1 tRNA gene and 3 rRNA genes are annotated in these 4,374 nt (G+C 49.4%); all 4 read left to right on the top strand.

The window, feature by feature from the left end:
• Window positions 1–999, top strand: a 16S ribosomal RNA gene (locus BLR83_RS09765); the annotation flags it as partial.
• A gap of 53 nt (window positions 1,000–1,052) precedes the next feature.
• A tRNA-Ala gene (locus BLR83_RS09760) sits at window positions 1,053–1,125 on the top strand.
• Between the two features lie 147 nt (window positions 1,126–1,272).
• Window positions 1,273–4,172, top strand: a 23S ribosomal RNA gene (locus BLR83_RS09755).
• Between the two features lie 85 nt (window positions 4,173–4,257).
• Window positions 4,258–4,373: ribosomal RNA gene (gene rrf / locus BLR83_RS09750) — 5S ribosomal RNA — on the top strand.
• The last annotated feature ends 1 nt before the right edge of the window (window position 4,374 follow it).

Genomic DNA, 4,374 nt, shown 5'->3' with positions numbered 1-4,374 from the left:
CCGAGCGTTGTCCGGATTTATTGGGCGTAAAGCGAGCGCAGGCGGTTTAATAAGTCTGAAGTTAAAGGCAGTGGCTTAACCATTGTTCGCTTTGGAAACTGTTAGACTTGAGTGCAGAAGGGGAGAGTGGAATTCCATGTGTAGCGGTGAAATGCGTAGATATATGGAGGAACACCGGTGGCGAAAGCGGCTCTCTGGTCTGTAACTGACGCTGAGGCTCGAAAGCGTGGGGAGCAAACAGGATTAGATACCCTGGTAGTCCACGCCGTAAACGATGAGTGCTAGGTGTTAGGCCCTTTCCGGGGCTTAGTGCCGCAGCTAACGCATTAAGCACTCCGCCTGGGGAGTACGACCGCAAGGTTGAAACTCAAAGGAATTGACGGGGGCCCGCACAAGCGGTGGAGCATGTGGTTTAATTCGAAGCAACGCGAAGAACCTTACCAGGTCTTGACATCCCGATGCTATTCCTAGAGATAGGAAGTTTCTTCGGAACATCGGTGACAGGTGGTGCATGGTTGTCGTCAGCTCGTGTCGTGAGATGTTGGGTTAAGTCCCGCAACGAGCGCAACCCCTATTGTTAGTTGCCATCATTAAGTTGGGCACTCTAGCGAGACTGCCGGTAATAAACCGGAGGAAGGTGGGGATGACGTCAAATCATCATGCCCCTTATGACCTGGGCTACACACGTGCTACAATGGTTGGTACAACGAGTCGCGAGTCGGTGACGGCAAGCAAATCTCTTAAAGCCAATCTCAGTTCGGATTGTAGGCTGCAACTCGCCTACATGAAGTCGGAATCGCTAGTAATCGCGGATCAGCACGCCGCGGTGAATACGTTCCCGGGCCTTGTACACACCGCCCGTCACACCACGAGAGTTTGTAACACCCGAAGTCGGTGAGGTAACCTTTTAGGAGCCAGCCGCCTAAGGTGGGATAGATGATTGGGGTGAAGTCGTAACAAGGTAGCCGTATCGGAAGGTGCGGCTGGATCACCTCCTTTCTAAGGATAAACGGAAGCACGTTTGGGTATTGTTTAGTTTTGAGAGGTCTTGTGGGGCCTTAGCTCAGCTGGGAGAGCGCCTGCTTTGCACGCAGGAGGTCAGCGGTTCGATCCCGCTAGGCTCCATTGAATCGAAAGATTCAAAAGATTGTCCATTGAAAATTGAATATCTATATCAAATTCCACGATTCAAGAAATTGAATTGTAGATAGTAACAAGAAATAAACCGAAACGCTGTGATTTAATGAGTTTAAGGTCAACAGACCAAAATAAGGTTAAGTTAATAAGGGCGCACGGTGGATGCCTTGGCACTAGAAGCCGATGAAGGACGTGACTAACGACGAAATGCTTTGGGGAGTTGTAAGTAAACATTGATCCAGAGATGTCCGAATGGGGGAACCCGGCATGTAATGCATGTCACTCATTACTGTTAAGGTAATGAAGAGGAAGACGCAGTGAACTGAAACATCTAAGTAGCTGCAGGAAGAGAAAGCAAACGCGATTGCCTTAGTAGCGGCGAGCGAAATGGCAAGAGGGCAAACCGATGTGTTTACACATCGGGGTTGTAGGACTGCGACGTGGGACGACAAGATTATAGAAGAATTACCTGGGAAGGTAAGCCAAAGAGAGTAACAGCCTCGTATTCGAAATAGTCTTTAACCCTAGCAGTATCCTGAGTACGGCGAGACACGAGAAATCTCGTCGGAATCTGGGAGGACCATCTCCTAACCCTAAATACTCTCTAGTGACCGATAGTGAACCAGTACCGTGAGGGAAAGGTGAAAAGCACCCCGGGAGGGGAGTGAAATAGAACCTGAAACCGTGTGCCTACAACAAGTTCGAGCCCGTTAATGGGTGAGAGCGTGCCTTTTGTAGAATGAACCGGCGAGTTACGATATGATGCGAGGTTAAGTTGAAGAGACGGAGCCGTAGGGAAACCGAGTCTTAATAGGGCGCATTAGTATCATGTCGTAGACCCGAAACCATGTGACCTACCCATGAGCAGGGTGAAGGTGAGGTAAAACTCACTGGAGGCCCGAACCAGGGCACGTTGAAAAGTGCTTGGATGACTTGTGGGTAGCGGAGAAATTCCAAACGAACTTGGAGATAGCTGGTTCTCTCCGAAATAGCTTTAGGGCTAGCGTCGATGTTAAGTCTCTTGGAGGTAGAGCACTGTTTGATTGAGGGGTCCATCCCGGATTACCAATATCAGATAAACTCCGAATGCCAATGAGATATAATCGGCAGTCAGACTGCGAGTGCTAAGATCCGTAGTCGAAAGGGAAACAGCCCAGACCACCAGCTAAGGTCCCAAAATATATGTTAAGTGGAAAAGGATGTGGGGTTGCACAGACAACTAGGATGTTAGCTTAGAAGCAGCTATTCATTCAAAGAGTGCGTAATAGCTCACTAGTCGAGTGACCCTGCGCCGAAAATGTACCGGGGCTAAAACATATTACCGAAGCTGTGGATACCTTTTAGGTATGGTAGGAGAGCGTTCTATGTGTGATGAAGGTGTACCGTGAGGAGCGCTGGAACGCATAGAAGTGAGAATGCCGGTATGAGTAGCGAAAGACAGGTGAGAATCCTGTCCACCGTATGACTAAGGTTTCCAGGGGAAGGCTCGTCCTCCCTGGGTTAGTCGGGACCTAAGGAGAGACCGAAAGGTGTATCCGATGGACAACAGGTTGATATTCCTGTACTAGAGTATATAGTGATGGAGGGACGCAGTAGGCTAACTAAAGCGTGCGATTGGAAGTGCACGTCTAAGCAGTGAGGTGTGATATGAGTTAAATGCTTATATCTATAACATTGAGCTGTGATGGGGAGCGAAGTTAAGTAGCGAAGTTAGTGATGTCACACTGCCAAGAAAAGCTTCTAGCGTTAATTATACTCTACCCGTACCGCAAACCGACACAGGTAGTCGAGGCGAGTAGCCTCAGGTGAGCGAGAGAACTCTCGTTAAGGAACTCGGCAAAATGGCCCCGTAACTTCGGGAGAAGGGGCGCTGGCTTTAAGTCAGCCGCAGTGAATAGGCCCAAGCAACTGTTTATCAAAAACACAGCTCTCTGCTAAATCGTAAGATGATGTATAGGGGGTGACGCCTGCCCGGTGCTGGAAGGTTAAGAGGAGCGCTTAGCATTAGCGAAGGTGTGAATTGAAGCCCCAGTAAACGGCGGCCGTAACTATAACGGTCCTAAGGTAGCGAAATTCCTTGTCGGGTAAGTTCCGACCCGCACGAAAGGCGTAATGATTTGGGCACTGTCTCAACGAGAGACTCGGTGAAATTTTAGTACCTGTGAAGATGCAGGTTACCCGCGACAGGACGGAAAGACCCCATGGAGCTTTACTGCAGTTTGATATTGAGTATCTGTACCACATGTACAGGATAGGTAGGAGCCTATGAAATCGGGACGCTAGTTTCGGTGGAGGCGTTGTTGGGATACTACCCTTGTGTTATGGCTACTCTAACCTAGATAGGTTATCCCTATCGGAGACAGTGTCTGACGGGCAGTTTGACTGGGGCGGTCGCCTCCTAAAAGGTAACGGAGGCGCCCAAAGGTTCCCTCAGAATGGTTGGAAATCATTCGCAGAGTGTAAAGGTATAAGGGAGCTTGACTGCGAGAGCTACAACTCGAGCAGGGACGAAAGTCGGGCTTAGTGATCCGGTGGTTCCGCATGGAAGGGCCATCGCTCAACGGATAAAAGCTACCCTGGGGATAACAGGCTTATCTCCCCCAAGAGTTCACATCGACGGGGAGGTTTGGCACCTCGATGTCGGCTCGTCGCATCCTGGGGCTGTAGTCGGTCCCAAGGGTTGGGCTGTTCGCCCATTAAAGCGGCACGCGAGCTGGGTTCAGAACGTCGTGAGACAGTTCGGTCCCTATCCGTCGCGGGCGTAGGAAATTTGAGAGGATCTGCTCCTAGTACGAGAGGACCAGAGTGGACTTACCGCTGGTGTACCAGTTGTCTTGCCAAAGGCATCGCTGGGTAGCTATGTAGGGAAGGGATAAACGCTGAAAGCATCTAAGTGTGAAGCCCACCTCAAGATGAGATTTCCCATGATTTTATATCAGTAAGAGCCCTGAGAGATGATCAGGTAGATAGGTTAGAAGTGTAAGTGTGGTGACACATGTAGCGGACTAATACTAATAGCTCGAGGACTTATCCAAAAAAGAAACGAGTCAATATTGACAGCGCGTAGGTTTCTTGTTAGAATATATAGGTATTCAATTTTGATTGGATAATCAATCATAGTTAAGTGACGATAGCCTAGGAGATACACCTGTTCCCATGCCGAACACAGAAGTTAAGCCCTAGCACGCCTGATGTAGTTGGGGGTTGCCCCCTGTTAGATATGGTAGTCGCTTAGCA

The organism is Streptococcus equinus (assembly GCF_900101445.1).
GTDB lineage: Bacteria > Bacillota > Bacilli > Lactobacillales > Streptococcaceae > Streptococcus > Streptococcus equinus_B.
Note: the sequence above shows the minus strand (reverse complement) of the source record. Positions and strands in the feature narration are given on the sequence as shown.